The organism is Stutzerimonas nosocomialis (assembly GCF_005876855.1).
Lineage (GTDB): Bacteria > Pseudomonadota > Gammaproteobacteria > Pseudomonadales > Pseudomonadaceae > Stutzerimonas > Stutzerimonas nosocomialis.
On record NZ_QLAE01000010.1, the window covers coordinates 82544 to 97968 of the forward strand.

Genomic DNA, 15425 nt, shown 5'->3' on the forward strand with positions numbered 1-15425 from the left:
CTGTACGAGGCGCGCGACCCTGTCGCGCGCCCAGCCGCTGGTCAGCCGTTGAACTGGCCGGCCAGCTCACGCAGCGCCGCTTCGGCTTCCAGCACCTTGTCCACGGCCTTGTTGGCCGCTTCGCGGGTCAGCCCGAGGCGGTCGTAAAGCCCCTGGGGAATCTCGACCTGCGGATCGGAGCCGATCCCGCGGTCGCGCAGCAGGCGCACGGCCAGGCACACCAGGTTGGCGTAGGCGGCGTGATCGCCCTGGTAGTCCGGGTCGTGCTGGAAGCGCAGGGCGACGGTCAGCTCCTCGGGCATGCCCCAGTAGCGCATCAGCCAGGCGCCGATCTGCTCGCGGGTGATTCCCAGCAGGTGCTGCTCGATGTAGCTGTGGCCCAGGTGCGGGTTGACCTCCAGATGGCGGCAGATCAGCGAGAAATGCGGCGGGAACACGTGGGCCAGCACCAGGTAGCCGAAATTGTGCAGCAGGCCGGCCAGGTAGGTCAGCCCGCCTTCGGGACGCTGCGCGCGCGGGATGGCGCGGGTCAGCCCCTCGATCACCGCGGCGGTGTAGATCGACTGCTGCCAGTAGGGCGTCGAATGCTGCGGCTTGTCCGTCGGCAGGCTCAGGGTCTTGCCCAGGGCCAGGCCCAGGGCCAGGTTGATCACCAGGTCGAAGCCGAGCACCCGGACGATCGCGTCCTCCACCGAGCGAATCCTGCCGGGAGCGGCGTAGTAGGGCGAGGCGGCCCAGCTGACCACCTGGGCCGCCAGTGCCGGGTCGGTCTCCACCACGCCGGTGATGTCGTCGACGCTGGCGTTGGGGTCCACGCGCAGCTTGATGATGCGCTGCGCGGTGGACGGCAGCGGGGGAATCTCGATGGTCTCTTCCAGGCGCTGCTGGATGCGCCGCGCGGTGAAGGCCTGGACCGCCTGGGTGATCTCGGCGCGGTCGTCGTCGGGACGGTCCAGGTTCGGGCGGATCTCGCCGAGCGGCACGGCGAAGCGGCCCGCGCTGCCCTTGGTCACCAGCTGCCTGAACGACTCGCCGTCGAATTCGAGCAGCATGCCGGGCTGGCCGGACTCGATCAGCAGGCGTGGGCGCTGCAGCAGCACGTCCTCGTAGAGGCAGGGCGAACTGGTCAGCGGCGGCAGGCCCGGCAGCACGCCGAGGTTGTGCTTGCCGAGCATCCGCTCCAGGCGCTCGGGCTTGACGGCGGTGAGCTGGCGGCCGGTGAGTTCGGTCAGGCGCGGCAGGTCGAGCAGGTGATCCTGCGGGTAGAGCACCAGCAGCGCGCCGACGGCGTCGTCCAGCAGTACAGCTTGTACCCGCTGTGCGGCGGGTATCCCCGGCTCTTCCCGGCGGACCTGATAGTGCAGGCCCAGCTTTTCCAGCAGCTGTGCGATCAGCGGTGGCAACTCCGGGTTCAAGGCGGTCTCGTAAGCTGTATTCATTGCAATATCCGACGTCTGGACTCTGCGGCAGTATAGCCATACCTGTACAAGGGTGATGCAAACGCCCGACAGAGCGTCAGACTTGCCCGTATTGCTGCCCGTGGCGCAGCCACCGCTCTAGCAAGGGGCTCACGTGCCCCGGCCACTGCGCCAGCAGGGTCTGCGCGGCCTCGCGCACGGCGGGCAGCAGATCCGCGTCGCGCATCAGGTCGGCCACCTTGAACTGCAGCAGGCCGGTCTGGCGAGTGCCGAGCATCTCGCCGGGGCCGCGCAGCTCCAGGTCCTTCTCGGCAATCACGAAGCCGTCGCAGGTCTCGCGCATGATCGCCAGGCGTTCGCGGCCCATCTGCGACAGCGGTGGGTGGTAGAGCAGCACGCAATGGCTCGCCGCGCTGCCGCGTCCGACCCGTCCGCGCAGCTGGTGCAACTGTGCGAGGCCCAGGCGCTCGGGGTTCTCGATGATCATCAGGCTGGCGTTGGGCACGTCCACGCCCACCTCGATGACCGTGGTCGCCACCAGCAGCTGCAGGCGGCCTTCCTTGAATTCGAGCATCACGGCGGCCTTTTCCGCCGGCTTCATGCGACCGTGGATCAGCCCGACCTGCAGGCCGACCAGGGCCGCGCTCAGGTCCTCGAAGGTGCTCTGCGCCGCCTGGCAGGTGAGCTCTTCGGATTCCTCGATCAGCGTGCAGACCCAGTAGGCCTGGCGCCCTTCGTTGCAGGCCGAGCGCACCCGTTCGATGACTTCGAGACGGCGGCTGTCGGCGACCAGCACCGTATTGACCGGCGTGCGCCCCGGCGGCAGCTCGTCGAGGATCGAGGTGTCGAGGTCGGCGTAGGCGCTCATCGCGAGCGTGCGCGGGATGGGCGTCGCGGTCATGATCAGCTGATGGGGGCAGAGCCTGCCGTCGATGCCCTTCTGGCGCAGCGCCAGGCGCTGCTGGACGCCGAAGCGGTGTTGCTCGTCGATGATCACCAGCGCCAGGCGCTGGAAACGCACCTCGTCCTGGAACAGCGCATGGGTGCCGACCACCATCGGGCAGCCGGCGGCGATCCGCTCCAGCGCCGAGGCGCGGGCCTTGCCCTTGAGCTTGCCGGCCAGCCAGGCGACCTCGATGCCGAGCGGTTCGAGCCAGCGGCTGAAGTTGATGAAGTGCTGTTCGGCGAGGATCTCGGTGGGTGCCATCAGCGCCACCTGGTAGCCGGCTTCCAGCGCCTGCAGAGCGGCGAGGGCGGCGACCACCGTCTTGCCGGCGCCGACGTCGCCCTGCACCAGGCGCAGCATCGGCTCGGGCTGGCTGAGGTCGTAGGCGATCTCGGCGCCGACCCGCTGCTGGGCGCCGGTGGGCTGGAAGCCGAGATTGGCCAGAAACCGCTCAGGCAGCCGCCGCGCCGGCGGCAGCTGCGGCGCCTGCTGCGCACGGACGCTTTCGCGCAGCCGCTGCAGCGACAGCTGGTGGGTCAGCAGTTCCTCGAAGGCCAGGCGGTGCTGGGCCCAGTGGCGGCCTTCGGCGAGTTCGTCGAGATCGGCATCCGGTGGCGGTCGGTGCAGGTAGCGCAGCGCCTCGTCCAGCGCGCCGAGCCGGTGCTCGCGGGCCAGTTCGGGCGGCAGCCAGTCCGGCAGGCTCTGCGGGCCGAGCCGCGCCAGCGCCTGGGCGCTGAGCTGGCGCAATCGCTGCTGGGTCAGCCCCTCGGTGGTGGGGTAGATCGGCGTGAGGGTCTGTTCCACCGGCGGCGTTTCCTCGCCGTTCAGGGGCCGGTATTCGGGGTGGTAGATTTCCAGTCCCGAGGCTCCGGGGCGCGCCTCGCCGTAGCAGCGCAGGTGGGTGCCGCGCTTGAGCGCTTCCTTCTGCGCCTGGCTGAAGTGGTAGAAGCGCAGCGACAGCGTGCCGCTGCCGTCCTGCAGCCGCACCAGCAGGCTGCGCCGGCGTCCCATGACGATGTCGGCGCCCGACACCACGCCTTCGACGACCGCATCCTGACCGGGACGCAGGGCGCCGATCGGGGTGATGCGGGTGCGGTCCTGGTAGCGCAGCGGCAGGTGGAAGAGGACGTCCTGCAGGGTTTCCAGGCCGACCCTGGCGAGCTTTTCGGCCAGGGCCGCGCCCACGCCCTTGAGGGCGGTGACCGGGATCGCCGACAGCTCGCTCATGCGGCGATCAGCTGGCTGACGGTGGTTTGGCGACCGAGCACAGGCGAATGGAGTCGGCCAGCACTTCGATGGCCTTGGGCCGCGGGAAGCTGGCGCGCCAGGCGATCGCCACGGTGCGGTATGGCACCGGCGGCGTCAGCGGACGCACCTCGATGACGCCGGGCGCGTAGTGGTGGCTGTCCACCGCCGACAGCGGCAGGATCGAGATGCCGAGGCCGGAGGCGACCATGTGGCGGATGGTTTCCAGCGAGCTGGACTCGACCGTGGTGTGGGTGGCGGTGTCGCCCTTGCGCGTGGTCGGGCAGGCCTCGAGCACCTGGTCGCGGAAGCAATGGCCCTCGCCGAGCAGCAGCAGGCTCTTGTCGTTGAGCGCCTCGGCGTCGATGGTTTCCCGCTCGGTCCAGGGGTGGCCGTGGGGCATCAGCACGTAGAAGGGCTCGTCGTAGAGCGGCTTGGTCAGCACGTCGGCTTCCTGGAACGGCAGCGCGATGATGATCGCGTCCAGCTCGCCGGTGCGCAGCTTGTCGCGCAGGATGTGGGTGAAGTTCTCTTCGATGTACAGCGGCATGTCCGGCGCAACGCGATGAAGCTGCGGGATCAGATGCGGGAAGATGTACGGGCCGACGGTATAGATGGCGCCGACCTTGAGCGGCGCGGCCAACTGGTTCTTGCCGACCTGGGCCAGTTCGCGGATGCCCTGTGCCTGTTCGAGCACCTTCTGTGCCTGGGTGACGATGCCTTCGCCCACCGGTGTCAGGCGTACCGCGCTCTTGCTGCGTTCGAAGATCAGCACGCCGAGCTCGTCTTCGAGCTTCTTCACGCCGACGGAGAGGGTCGGCTGGCTGACATGGCAGCGCTCGGCGGCGCGGCCAAAGTGCTGTTCCTGGGCGAGGGTGACGATATAGCGCAGTTCGGTCAGTGTCATAGCGAGCATCCATCAGCGTGCCGGCTAGCATAGCCTTTGCAACGCCTCGAACCAACCGCTGAAACCGTCACAAGGCTAGACTCTGCACCCTTCATTCTGACCACGGCTCCTCGTTGCGAGCCCGGGAGACTGCCCATGTCGAACCCTCCTTCTGTGCTGATTGCCGGCTGCGGCGATGTCGGCAGCCGCCTGGGGCTGCAGCTGCACGCGCGTGGCTGGACCGTCTACGGGCTGCGTCGAAATACCGCGGCGCTGCCCGAGCCGATCCACCCGGTTGCCGGCGACCTCGAGCGGGCCGAAGCCCCCGCCGCCTGGCCGACGGGCGAGCTCGATTACCTCGTCTATGCCGCTTCGGCCAACCAGCACGACGAGGCCGGCTACCAGGCCGCCTATGTCCAGGGGCTTTCCCACGTGCTGGGCTGGCTCGCCGGCCACGGGCAGCGCCCCCGGCGCCTGCTGTTCGTCTCCAGCACCAGCGTCTACGGGCAGCACGAGGGTGAGTGGGTGGACGAAACCTCGGCCACCGAGCCGGCCGGCTTTTCCGGGCGGATCATGCTGCAGGCCGAGCGCCAGGCCCTCGACAGCGGCCTGCCGGCCAGCGTGGTGCGCCTGAGCGGCATCTACGGGCCCGGCCGACAGGCGCTGCTGCGTCAGGTGCGCAACGGCTATCGCCCCGTCAGCGAGCCGCCGCTGTATGGCAACCGCATCCACGTCGACGACGCCGCCGGGCTGCTGGCGTTCCTGCTGCTCGCCGATGCGGGCGGCGCCGCGCTGGAGCGCTGCTACCTGGGCGTCGACGATGCGCCCGCGCCGCTGGCCGAGGTGGTGGACTGGCTGCGTGAACGGCTGGGCGTCACCCATTCGTCCGAAGAGGCCGGCATGCGCCGCTCCGGCAGCAAGCGCTGCAGCAACGCCCGCGCCCGGGCGCTGGGCTGGTCGCCGCGCTATCCGAGCTATCGCGACGGCTATGCCGCGATCATCGCCGAACGGGGGGCGACACTGGCGTGAATACAGCCCGTCGGTGAAGGGCCGCCTGACGGGCAACTCTCGCGGGGCGCTGTGTACTAAACCCTTGTGCGCGCCGCGACGTTCCAGCCCAGGCTGAGAAGGTGAGGGAGCAACAAGCCGTGCCCCGGTGAGCGAGGGCACCCAGGGATAGACACCAGGCGGCGTTTCGATCACCGACCAGGAGAATGTCCCGTATGAGAGCCCTCCGCTGGCATGGCAAGCATGACATCCGCTGCGACAACCATGTGCCCGATCCCTCGATAGAAGATCCGCGCGACGCCATCATCAAGGTCAGCTCCTGCGCGATCTGCGGTTCCGACCTTCACCTCTACGACGGCTTCATGCCGGGCATGCAGCACGGCGACATCATGGGCCACGAGTTCATGGGCGAGGTGATGGAAGTCGGCTCGGCCAACAAGAAACTCAAGGTGGGCGACCGGGTGGTCGTGCCCTTCACCATCGTCTGCGGCGAATGCGACCAGTGCCGGCGCGGCAACTTCTCGGTGTGCGAGCGCAGCAACCGCAACAAGGACCTCGCCGACAAGGTGTTCGGCCACGCCACGGCCGGCCTGTACGGCTACACCCACCTCACCGGCGGCTATCCGGGCGGGCAGGCCGAATACGTGCGCGTGCCCTTCGCCGACGTCGGCCCGGTGGTGATTCCCAACGGCCTCACCGACGAGCAGGTGCTGTTCCTCGGCGACATCTTCCCCACCGGCTGGCAGGCCGCGGCCCAGTGCGAGATCGAGCCCACCGACACCGTGGCGATCTGGGGCGCAGGTCCGGTCGGCCAGTTCGCCATCCGCAGCGCGGTGATGATGGGCGCCGAGCAGGTGATCTGCATCGACAACGTGCCCGAGCGCCTGTCCATGGCGCGCGCTGGCGGGGCCATCACCATCAACTTCGACGAGGAAAGCGTGCTCGAGCGGCTCAAGGAGCTGACCCGGGGCAAGGGGCCGGAGAAGTGCATCGACTCCGTCGGGATGGAGGCCCACGCCGCGCGCTCGATCGACTCGATGTACGACCGCGCCAAGCAGGCGGTGATGCTGGAGACCGATCGCCCGCACGTGCTGCGCGAGATGATCTACGTCTGCCGGCCGGCCGGCATCATCTCCATCCCCGGCGTCTATGGCGGGCTGATCGACAAGATCCCCTTCGGCGCGGCGATGAACAAGGGCCTGACCTTCCGCATGGGCCAGACCCACGTGAACCGCTGGACCGACGACCTGCTCAACCGCATCCAGGAAGGGCAGATCGATCCGTCGTTCGTGATCACCCATACCGTCGGCCTGGAGCAGGGGCCCGACATGTACAAGACCTTCCGCGACAAGCACGACGGCTGCGTCAAAGTCGTGCTCAAGCCCTGAGGAGTTTCCCCATGTCTCGTCACTATCAGGAATACCGCCACAACCATGCGGCGCGTCGCATGGCCCGCGGGCTCGGCTGGTTCAGCATCGGCCTGGGCGTCGCCCAGCTGCTGATGCCGCGCCCGTTCGCCCGCGTGCTGGGCATGCCCGAGCAGGAGGGGCTGATGCGCCTGTACGGCCTGCGCGAGATCGGCACCGGCGTGGGCCTGCTGCTGTCAGACAACCCCGAGCCCTGGATCTACGGCCGCATCGCCGGCGATGCGCTGGACCTGACGACCCTCGGCGTGGGCATGCAGCAGGGCGACAACCCGGCCGGCGCCGCCGTCGCGGCCGGCGCCGTGCTGGGCATCACCACCCTCGACGTCGCCTGCGCCAGGGGCCTGGCCGAGGAACATCACCCGGTGACCGTCTATGACTACAGCGACCGCAGCGGCTTCCCCAAACCGGCGGAGCAGATGCGCGGGCTGGTGAGCAGCGATGGCCGGATGGACAGCATCCCGCAGATCACCGGAATGGATGCCGCCGACCGCGAGACCGAGGTTCGGCATTGAGGCCTCGGCTGCGCTGACGGCGGCGGGGGCTTCGACCGCCGTCGCCGCTGCGTCGGTCCGTGCGGTGGGGTGTAGGTCGGACCGCTGGAGCCCTTTTCGCGGCCGAGACCGCTCCCCGGGACGAACCTGAAGGGGAGCGTTCAGGGTTGGTCGACGCCATCCCCGATGCGCCTATGACCTGTTCCGTGGAAGCGGTCGGGGACGTCTGGTCGTGACCGCCAGGCGTCGGGCGAGGCGGTCTGCCGCATGCCAGAGGCCACGCAAGCGAAACCGGCGGTGACACTTTTTTGCTAAGGTGGTCGGCCGGGCCCGAGGGGGTCGTTCATCGCGCGGAGTGCAATGTCTTCGGTCATCAATGTCGTATTGCCCGTCTTCGCGCTGATCCTGCTGGGCTACCTTTGCCTGCGCAGCGGTCGTCTCGGCCCCACGGCGGCGTCGGAGCTCAACCGTTTCGTGGTCTGGCTCGGGCTGCCGGCGCTGCTGTTCAGCATCACCGCCAGATCCACCTGGGAGGAGATCTGGCAGCCGGGTTTCATCATCGCCTTCTCGGTCGGTTGTCTTGGCGTATTCGGTTTCACGCTGCTGTACCGGATGCTCTGGCAGAAACTGCCCCTGGTCGACGCCAGCCTCGATGCGCTCGGCGCGTCCTATGCCAATACCGGCTACATCGGTATTCCGCTGTGCATGCTGATCCTGGGCGACCAGGCGCTGCAGCCTGCGCTGGTGTCCAGCCTGATCGTCGTATGCGTGCTGTTCGCGATCGCCCTGGCCTGCGTGGAGACCGGCCTGCATGGTGGGCAGGGTTTAGGCCAGACGCTGCGCAAGGTGAGCCTGGCGCTGGTGCGCAATCCGCTGGTGATCGCGCCCGTGCTGGGCGGACTGTGGGCCGCCGGCGGGGCACCGTTGCCGGTGCCGGTCGATACCCTGCTTCGCCTGCTCGGCGCGGCCGCGGCGCCGTGCGCGCTGGTCTCGCTCGGCCTGTTCCTGGCGCAGCCGCAGCCGGGTGGGCCGGTCAAGGGCGTCTGGCCGCTGGTGCTGCTCAAGCTGGTCGGCCAGCCGCTGATCACCTGGTACCTGGCCGCGAAGGTCTTCCATCTGCCGCCGATGTGGACCTATTCGGCGCTGCTGCTCAGCGCGCTGCCCACCGGCACCGGGCCCTTCATGCTCGCCGAGTTCTACGGCCGCGAAGCGGCCCGGGTGTCGCGGGTGGTGCTGCTGTCGACCCTGGGCTCGCTGCTGACCCTGTCGGCGTGCCTGTATCTGCTGCCGGTGGATTGAGGTCGAACGCCAGTTCGGCTACGCCAGCCCGGTGTGGCTCGGACGGGTGACTTCCAGGACCACCGCCGCGATGCGGTCGCAGTGGACGTAGGCGCCGCTGAGCAGCTCTTCGCCGAACACGTCGGGGTCGGTCTCGCGGTAGTGCCAGTCGAAGCCGCGGCCTTCCAGGCGCCGTTCGATCTCGGCGAGGAAGGGGTCGCCGTTGTCGATCATCGCCACGCCGGTGTAGAGCAGCAGGCAGCCACCCGGTGCCAGGCGATCCAGCGCGGCATCGACGATCTTCAGTGACAGCCCCGCCCCCAGCGGCCCGCCGCCGTGCCGGTAGGCGCGCTCGTGCGGATCGACCAGGTAGGGCGGGTTGGCGACGATCAGGTCGAATTCGCCAGTGACGTCCGCCAGCAGGTCGCTGTGCTGCGCGCGCAGGTTGGCGACGTCGGCCAGCGCCGCGTTCAGGCGGGTCAGGCGCAAGGCTTCGGGGTTGATGTCGATCGCCAGGACCTCGGCCTGGGGGCGCGCCTTGGCCACCAGGATGGCGCCGGCGCCCGAGCCGCAGCCGATGTCGATCGCCCGCTCGATGGTGGTGAAGCGGCTCGCGAGGTATGCCTGGATCGCATTGGCGAAGCGGTAGGTGTCCGGGCCGAAGAACACCGAGTCCGCCGCCCGCGTGGGGTAGGCCGAATGCAGGAACAGCTCGCCGGCCAGGCTCGAGAGGCGCACCTTGCTGTGCCAGCGGTGCTCTCGTGCCTCGAGCACGCCGGCCTGGTCCATCAGGGTGAAGAGGGCCGGCGGCAGCAGCTCGGCGGGAAACAGCCGGCTCCAGCCGAAGACGCCGGCCAGGTCGTGGGCGACGGCGTTTTCGGGGCGCTGATTGACCCGTTCGTGGGTCAGGGGCGAAGGGGTGGTGAAGCGGTAGCCACTGTCGCGCAGGCTCTCGGCCAGCTTCAGCAGTGCGCGGTCCTGCGCGGTTTCCAGGGTCATGGCGAATCCTTGTTGTCGTTGCGATCAGCTGAACAGTTCGGCGAATACCCGGGTGGCCATCAGGCCGGGAAGGGTGTGGTGGCGCGTCGGCGCCAGCAGCGGCAGCAGCAGCGCCATCTTCGCGTCCCGCGTGGGCAGCGAGGCGAGTTGCCGTTCCAGGTCACGCAGTTCCTGGTCGAAGTCGCTGTCGGCGGTCGGGGCGGCCGGGCCCGGTTCGCCCAGGGGCAGTCCCGCGCGGCGGCGCAGCAGCTGGCGGCGGCCTTCGAGCACATGGCGCCCGGGCGCGGAAGTCACGCTGGGCCCTTCGGATGCCGTGCCGCTGGCCGACCAGTCGCCGGCGATCCAGTCGTGGATCAGCTGCTGCTCCTGCGCACTGAAGACGCCGAACATCTCCGCCTGCTCGCCCTGGATCAGCCCCCAGAAGCGGCTGTTGCGCGGGTCTTCGTTGCGCTTGATCCAGCCGCGCTGCTCAAGCGTCTGGAGGAATTCCGGGATCAGCGCCGGGTTGGCCAGCAACTGGTTGACGGTGCGCCCGGCGAAGCGGCAGTAGTCGGAATGGACGAACTGGCCGACGGCGCTCTTCTTTTCGAAGACCTTGAGCACCTCGCGGTCCAGATCGAAGTTCGCGATCACCGACAGGGTGCTGGCGCCCAGGTCGTTGAGCCGATAACCGTTGGCCACCCGGCGGTAGAACGCCTTGCTGTCGCCGACCTGTGGCCAGGCGGCGTGTACGCCCTGCACGGCCTTGCGGGCGTGGCCGCTCGACGCGTTGTCGACGGTGACGTGCAGGGTGAAGTAGTAGGGGTCGATCCCCAGCTCGGTCAGCTCGTAGCTGGTGATCAGCAGGTGCAGCGGCAACTGCTCGTAGCCCAGGTTGAAGCCGATCACCTCGGGCAGGAAGTGCTCGGCGTGCTCGGCCAGCGACAGCTGGATGGCGCCCTGCACGAAGTGCTCGTCATCCAGGCTCTGCCAGTCCTCGCAGCCCTGGCTGGCCAGCAGCTTGCGGTAGAGCACCACGTGGTTCTTTTCCGGCAGCCCGTCGCCCAGCTCTTCCAGGTAGGTCTGGATCAGCGCGGTGAAGCGCGGATCGTTCCAGTGCTGCAACAGGCCGTAGAGCCAGGCGCCGTCCACCAGCTTGGTCGGCGCGACGCCCTGCAGGAAATGCAGCGCGTGGGACTTGTTGCGAAAGTAGCGCCGCGGTGCGCCGGCCGCGCGGCTCTGCAGGTAGGCCTGGTATTGCTGGCCCACCTCGGCGGTGTGGCGCTCGATCCAGTCGATCAGCCCCTGCGGGTCCTCGGGCAGGTCGCAGGGCAGGGCCGCGGCCCGCTCCAGCTGGGTGACGAGGTAGTCCTCGGCACGGCGCCGGGTGCGTTCGTCCAGATGCGGTTCGGACAGGGCGAAATAGAGGGCCTTTGCCGGTTCGTTCGCCTCGGCCGAGGCGACTACCGGTTCTATCGGAAGGCTTCGAGTCGTCAGTTGCATAATTCACGCAGGTGGCAGCGGGACATCCCCGTTGATAATTGGGCCCGCGCCCGCGCGCATAAGTTCAGCGTCGCCGCCAAGCGGCCACCGGTCACATGGCCCGACGCGCCATGCAACTTTCGGCGGTTCCGGCTCTTCTACCCAGAGGGCGCCCGTGTCGAGGCGCGTCATCGCAACGGAGGAATCCTCATGAGCCAGAGCGAACGTGGCCGCGAGAACGCGGACATCATGCAGCCGAAAACCGGCCAGGGCGGGTCGGCGGGATCGAGCAACGGCGAGCGCGCCGGAGGCGACGACCGGGACGTGCCGGGCGGTGCCTACAACGTGCCGGAAGAGATCGCCGAGGACGTCAGCGAGGACGAGGCGCAGCAGCGCCGCTGAGTCACCGGGCCCGGTCGTGCAGCCGGGCCCGACCGGCGTCAGGGCGTGTTCAGGAAGCGGATCGACGAGGGTCGGCTCAGGGGCAGCGCCTGCACCTTATCGCCCAGCTCGCCGCTTTGCGGGTCGCGCCGCAGCACCACGATCTCGTCGCTCAGCTGGTTGGCGACGAGCAGGAATCTCCCGCTGGGGTCGAAGGCGAACTCGCGCGGCTCCTTGCCTTCCACGTCCCGGCGCTGTATCTCGCGCAGCTCGCCGTCCTCGGCGATCGAGAACACCAGAATGCGGTTCACCTCGCCGCGGTCGCTGACATAGAGAAAGCGCCCGTCGGGCGAAGGATGGATCGCGCCGGCCGAATGCTTGCGGCCGTCGGCTTCGCCGACCAGGTCGACCAGCTGGCGCTGGGTCAGCCTGCCGTCGTCATGGCTGAAGCGTGCGACCTGGGCGGTCAGCTCCAGGGTCAGGAAGGCATGGCGGCCGTCCGGACTGAATACCAGGTGACGCGGGCCGCTGCCCGGCGGCAGGCTGACTTCGGCGGGCTCTGCCGGTTGCAGCGGGCGCTCCTGGTTGTCCGGCTGGTAGCGGTAGACGAAGACCTTGTCGGCGCCCAGATCGCTGCTGAAGACATGCCGGCCATCGGGCGACAGCACCGCCGAGTGCACGTGGGACGAGCGCTGGCGCTCGGGGTTCACCCCGCTGGCCTGGTGGGTGCTGAGCTGCGTCACCGGCCCCGGCCGACCCTGTTCGTCCACCGGCATCACCACCAGGCTGCCACCCGGATCTTCCCGCGAGCCGTAGTTGGCGACCAGCAGGTAGCGGCCATCGGGCGTCAGGCTGGCGTGGGTCGGCTCGTCGCCCAGGGTCATCTGCTGGCCGATGGGCGTCAGGGTGCGATCCTTGGGGTCGATCGAAAAACTGCTGACGCGGCCGACCGGGTCGGGCTTGCCCGGGCCGTTCTCGTTGGTGGCGAACAGCAGGCGCTGCTCGGCGTCGAGCGTCAGCCAGGACGGGTTCTGGCTGGGGATCACCTGTACCGGCGCCGGGTCCAGCCGCCCGCTCTGGCCGTCGAAGCGCAGGTGATAGATGCCCTGGCTGTCGTTTTCGGTATAGGTGCCGATCAGTACGTCATGCATGGGTGCCGTGATCCCCGCTGTGCTGAAGGTCGAAAACCCTAAGACCAGCGCGAGGCGAAGGGGTGCGCCAGCGTTCATCGCGTCTCCTCATGGTCGTTGCGCGTTAGGCGACGCGCATTGGACCGCTCGCAGCGCGGGAACGTGCTGTTGGCGTCATGGCGGTGCCTCGCGCGGGTAGCCCTTGGCGTGTGACCCGCCGCGCTCATCGTGGCCCTCGGGGTGGCGCGTCGCAGGAGCTTGGGTGTATACAGACGGCCACCCTTTTGCCAGCACGTCAGACCGTCCCATGCGTCAACACAGCCGTATCGCCTTCCGGCACATGTCCCGTATCCAGGCCACCAACCGCCTGAGTGGCGAGCCCATGGGCTACGTCGCCGACGTCTCCCTGGCCGGCCTGCGCCTGGTAGCCAGCCAGCCATTGGTGATTGGCGGCTGCTACGAGATGACCCTGAGGGTGCCCGAGCACGGTGAGCGCATCACCGATGTGGACGTCCATGTAATCTGCCAGTGGTCGCGCAAGGATTCGCGCCGCGACAGCTTCGACATGGGTTTCGCCCTCGACCGGCCCTGCCCGGCATTCACCGAGATGGTGGCGCGGCTGCTGCCGCGCCGGCGCTGACCGGCCCGGCTGGCCATCAGCCGAGCGTGCCGAGGATGTTCACGCCGACCCGGTCCGGAATCTCGTTCTGGGACAGCACGTGCAGCCCGGGGCTGAACACCCGGGCGTAGCGCGCCAGCAACGGGCGCAGCTGCGGCATCACGGTGAGGATCGGCGGATGGCCGTCCTTGCGCAGTTTCTCCTTCACCACCGGCATGCTGTTCTGCAGCTGATTGAGCAGGCTCGGCTCCACCGGGATGTTGTCCAGGCTCACCGGGCCGGCCTGCTGGGCGATCGCCAGGGCATTGAGCAGGGTGTTCTCCAGCGCGTTCTCCAGCACGAAGACGCCCAGTTCGCGCCGGTCTCCGGCGATGGCGCCGACGAGGGTGCGGCGTAGTGCGTAGCGCACGTCGGCGGTCAGTAGCACCGGGTCCTTGGTGCTCTCGCTGCTTTCGAGCAGGGTGCTGCCGATGGTCTCGATGTCGCGCAGCGGCACTTCTTCCTGGAGCAGCTGGCGGTATACGCGCAGCTGCTGGGTATAGCTGAGCTGGGCCTTCAGGCTTTCGGCGAGCTTGGGCGCCTGTACCGTCAGGCGCTGCATCAGATGCTCGACGTCGTCGTGCTTGAAGAGGTCCGGCAGGTGCTCGCGGATCGCCTTGTTCAGGTGGGTGGCGACCACGCTGGCGCAGTCGATCACCTGGTAGCCGAGGTTCAGCGCACGGGACTTGTCGGTGGGCTGGATCCACACCACCTGCATGCGGTACGCCGGGTCCGTGCCGAGGATGCCGTCGACCTCGCCATAGAGTTCCGGCGAGGGAATCGCCATCAGCCGATCGGCGTGCAGTTCGGCGCCGTCGATCTTCTCGCCGTTGATGTAGATGGCGTATTCGGAGGCCTTCAGGCGCAGGCTGTCGCGAATCCGCACCTCCGGCAGCAGGAACCCCAGGTTCTCCGACAGCGTCTGGCGAACCCCGCGTACCCGCTGCGGCAGTGGCGCGCCGGAAGCCTCGTTGACCAGCCCCACCAGCTTGTAGCCCAGCGAGATCGACAGCCGCTCCACCAGCGGGATGTCGTCCCAGGCCAGGGTCTGGCTGCGTTCCTGCTCCATCGCCTTGCTGATCGCCTGCACCTGATCGAGGCTGGCGGCCTCGGCGATCGGCTGGTGCAGCGAGACCCGCCAGGCGATGAAGCCGATCAGCGCGGCGAAGCCGATGAAGGCCAGGTGCGGCATGCCCGGCACCAGGCCGAGCACGAAGAGAATCCCCGCCACCGTGTACAGCGAGCCCGGGTTGGCCAAGAGTTGGCGCTGCACCTGGCTGGTGATGTCGCTGGACTCGTTGATCCGCGTGACGATGATCGCCGCCGCGGTGGACAGCAGCAGCGCCGGGATCTGTGCCACCAGGCCGTCGCCGATGGTGAGCAGGGCGTACTGCCTGAAGGCCTCCCCCGCGCCCAGGTCATGGATGAACACGCCGATGGCGAAGCCACCGAACAGGTTGATCAACAGGATCAGGATGCCGGCGATGGCGTCGCCGCGAACGAATTTCGAGGCGCCGTCCATCGCGCCGTAGAAGTCCGCTTCCTTGGCCACTTCCTGGCGCCGCGCCTTGGCTTCTTCCTGGGTCACCAGACCTGCGTTCAGGTCGGCGTCGATGGCCATCTGCTTGCCCGGCAGGGCGTCCAGGGTGAAGCGCGCGGTGACCTCGGAGATCCGCTCGCCGCCCTTGGTGATGACGATGAAGTTGATGATCATCAGGATCACGAACACCACCAGGCCGACGATGAAGTTGCCGCCGATCACCACCTCGCCGAAGGCCTCGATCACCTTGCCCGCCGCGCCGGTGCCCGAGTGGCCTTCGAGCAGCACCACGCGGGTCGAGGCGACGTTGAGGGTCAGGCGCATCAGCGTGGTGACCAGGATCACCGTGGGGAACAGGGAGAAGTCCAGCGGGCTCCTGGACGACACGCTGACCAGCAGCACCAGCACCGCCATGGCGATGTTGAAGGTGAACAGCACGTCCAGCAGTTGCGGCGGCAACGGCAGGATGATCATCGCCAGGATCGACAGGATGATCAGCGGGATCCCTATCCGGCCGCTGCGAAAGGTCGGCGTCAAACGCTGCAGTAGGTTCATGA

At 68.4% G+C, this 15425-nt stretch carries 13 protein-coding genes; 6 read left to right on the top strand and 7 right to left on the bottom strand.

What is annotated here, in order from left to right:
• Positions 1-41: 41 nt before the first annotated feature.
• The 3 genes from DN824_RS08610 to DN824_RS08620 all read right to left on the bottom strand — a co-directional run bounded on the left by DN824_RS08610 (position 42) and on the right by DN824_RS08620 (position 4516).
• Positions 42-1439, bottom strand: a complete 1398-nt coding sequence (locus DN824_RS08610) for an aminoacyl-tRNA deacylase and HDOD domain-containing protein (RefSeq protein ID WP_138407945.1) — start codon at positions 1437-1439, stop codon at positions 42-44.
• A 76-nt stretch (positions 1440-1515) separates the two neighbouring features.
• Positions 1516-3591, bottom strand: a complete 2076-nt coding sequence (recG, locus tag DN824_RS08615; protein WP_138407946.1) for an ATP-dependent DNA helicase RecG — start codon at positions 3589-3591, stop codon at positions 1516-1518.
• Positions 3592-3598: 7 nt separating this feature from the next.
• Positions 3599-4516, bottom strand: coding sequence for a hydrogen peroxide-inducible genes activator (locus DN824_RS08620; RefSeq protein ID WP_138407947.1), 918 nt, complete (start codon positions 4514-4516; stop codon positions 3599-3601).
• A 135-nt stretch (positions 4517-4651) separates the two neighbouring features.
• Here DN824_RS08620 and DN824_RS08625 point away from each other — a divergent pair, with 135 nt between their 5' ends.
• The 4 genes from DN824_RS08625 to DN824_RS08640 all read left to right on the top strand — a co-directional run bounded on the left by DN824_RS08625 (position 4652) and on the right by DN824_RS08640 (position 8720).
• Entirely contained in the window at positions 4652-5524 is an 873-nt protein-coding gene (locus DN824_RS08625; RefSeq protein WP_138407948.1) for an NAD-dependent epimerase/dehydratase family protein, read from the top strand.
• 194 nt (positions 5525-5718) lie between these two features.
• Positions 5719-6891, top strand: a complete 1173-nt coding sequence (locus tag DN824_RS08630; protein WP_138407949.1) for a zinc-dependent alcohol dehydrogenase — start codon at positions 5719-5721, stop codon at positions 6889-6891.
• Positions 6892-6902: 11 nt separating this feature from the next.
• Complete coding sequence (locus DN824_RS22935; protein WP_241666678.1) at positions 6903-7442, top strand: transcriptional regulator; 540 nt, start codon at positions 6903-6905, stop codon at positions 7440-7442.
• Between the two features lie 339 nt (positions 7443-7781).
• On the top strand, positions 7782-8720 hold the full coding sequence (locus tag DN824_RS08640) for an AEC family transporter (protein WP_138407950.1): 939 nt from the start codon (positions 7782-7784) through the stop codon (positions 8718-8720).
• An 18-nt stretch (positions 8721-8738) separates the two neighbouring features.
• On the opposite strand, the gene DN824_RS08645 is transcribed toward DN824_RS08640, so the two are convergent.
• Positions 8739-9698 (bottom strand): methyltransferase, encoded by a 960-nt coding sequence (locus DN824_RS08645; protein WP_138407951.1) that lies wholly within the window; start codon positions 9696-9698, stop codon positions 8739-8741.
• A 24-nt stretch (positions 9699-9722) separates the two neighbouring features.
• On the bottom strand, positions 9723-11180 hold the full coding sequence (locus DN824_RS08650) for an iron-containing redox enzyme family protein (protein WP_138407952.1): 1458 nt from the start codon (positions 11178-11180) through the stop codon (positions 9723-9725).
• Between the two features lie 189 nt (positions 11181-11369).
• On the opposite strand from DN824_RS08650, the gene DN824_RS08655 reads away from it, so the two are divergent.
• A complete protein-coding gene (locus DN824_RS08655; RefSeq protein WP_138407953.1) occupies positions 11370-11561 on the top strand; it encodes a hypothetical protein in 192 nt (63 codons plus the stop codon).
• A gap of 38 nt (positions 11562-11599) precedes the next feature.
• Here the strand turns inward: DN824_RS08655 and DN824_RS08660 are convergent, their stop codons facing one another.
• Complete coding sequence (locus tag DN824_RS08660; RefSeq protein WP_349751397.1) at positions 11600-12691, bottom strand: lactonase family protein; 1092 nt, start codon at positions 12689-12691, stop codon at positions 11600-11602.
• Positions 12692-12977: 286 nt separating this feature from the next.
• Here DN824_RS08660 and DN824_RS08665 point away from each other — a divergent pair, with 286 nt between their 5' ends.
• Positions 12978-13310, top strand: coding sequence for a PilZ domain-containing protein (locus DN824_RS08665; RefSeq protein ID WP_138407955.1), 333 nt, complete (start codon positions 12978-12980; stop codon positions 13308-13310).
• A gap of 16 nt (positions 13311-13326) precedes the next feature.
• Here the strand turns inward: DN824_RS08665 and DN824_RS08670 are convergent, their stop codons facing one another.
• Positions 13327-15423, bottom strand: coding sequence for a flagellar biosynthesis protein FlhA (locus DN824_RS08670; protein ID WP_138407956.1), 2097 nt, complete (start codon positions 15421-15423; stop codon positions 13327-13329).
• Between the last annotated feature and the right edge of the window lie 2 nt (positions 15424-15425).

Bases quoted from the DNA above. Each gene is read 5' to 3' on its own strand.
- DN824_RS08610 (WP_138407945.1), bottom strand. From the start codon at position 1,439: ATGAATACAGCTTACGAGACCGCCTTGAACCCGGAGTTGCCACCGCTG.
- recG (WP_138407946.1), bottom strand. From the start codon at position 3,591: ATGAGCGAGCTGTCGGCGATCCCGGTCACCGCCCTCAAGGGCGTGGGC.
- DN824_RS08620 (WP_138407947.1), bottom strand. From the start codon at position 4,516: ATGACACTGACCGAACTGCGCTATATCGTCACCCTCGCCCAGGAACAG.
- DN824_RS08625 (WP_138407948.1), top strand. From the start codon at position 4,652: ATGTCGAACCCTCCTTCTGTGCTGATTGCCGGCTGCGGCGATGTCGGC.
- DN824_RS08630 (WP_138407949.1), top strand. From the start codon at position 5,719: ATGAGAGCCCTCCGCTGGCATGGCAAGCATGACATCCGCTGCGACAAC.
- DN824_RS22935 (WP_241666678.1), top strand. From the start codon at position 6,903: ATGTCTCGTCACTATCAGGAATACCGCCACAACCATGCGGCGCGTCGC.
- DN824_RS08640 (WP_138407950.1), top strand. From the start codon at position 7,782: ATGTCTTCGGTCATCAATGTCGTATTGCCCGTCTTCGCGCTGATCCTG.
- DN824_RS08645 (WP_138407951.1), bottom strand. From the start codon at position 9,698: ATGACCCTGGAAACCGCGCAGGACCGCGCACTGCTGAAGCTGGCCGAG.
- DN824_RS08650 (WP_138407952.1), bottom strand. From the start codon at position 11,180: ATGCAACTGACGACTCGAAGCCTTCCGATAGAACCGGTAGTCGCCTCG.
- DN824_RS08655 (WP_138407953.1), top strand. From the start codon at position 11,370: ATGAGCCAGAGCGAACGTGGCCGCGAGAACGCGGACATCATGCAGCCG.
- DN824_RS08660 (WP_349751397.1), bottom strand. From the start codon at position 12,691: ATGCATGACGTACTGATCGGCACCTATACCGAAAACGACAGCCAGGGC.
- DN824_RS08665 (WP_138407955.1), top strand. From the start codon at position 12,978: ATGCGTCAACACAGCCGTATCGCCTTCCGGCACATGTCCCGTATCCAG.
- DN824_RS08670 (WP_138407956.1), bottom strand. From the start codon at position 15,423: ATGAACCTACTGCAGCGTTTGACGCCGACCTTTCGCAGCGGCCGGATA.